The following is a 305-nucleotide window of genomic DNA, read 5'->3' as shown; positions in this document are numbered from 1 at the left end:
TCGCCGGTCAGCATCGGCAGGAACAGCAGGCCGTTGGCCCCCGGCTGCACCTGCTCGGCTTGTGCCAGCAGCCGCTCGAACGGGTCCTCGCCCGCTACGCCGTGGATCGCCGGATCATCCTTGAGCAGTTGATCGGCGAGCCAGCGCAGGACGATGCCGGCGTTGTTGGAGGCGCCGCCGATCGCCCAGCGGCCCTCGTCCAGCGCATAGCAGAACAGCTTTCCCTCGCGATCGAACGTCGGCTCAGGGACGATCGTCCGCACCGCGCTGCTCGTGCCGATCGACACCGCTACCCGCTCCGGCGA

At 69.2% G+C, this 305-nt stretch carries 1 protein-coding gene; it reads right to left on the bottom strand.

Translation table 11 applies throughout. From position 1 onward, the window contains the following. Positions 1-305: FGGY-family carbohydrate kinase (locus PA598K_RS00715; protein ID WP_260405210.1), on the bottom strand; the 305-nt coding region annotated here is incomplete at both ends.

Origin of the sequence: Paenibacillus sp. 598K (assembly GCF_003851045.1) — a bacterium.
Taxonomy (GTDB): domain Bacteria; phylum Bacillota; class Bacilli; order Paenibacillales; family Paenibacillaceae; genus Paenibacillus_D.
Note: the sequence above shows the minus strand (reverse complement) of the source record. Positions and strands in the feature narration are given on the sequence as shown.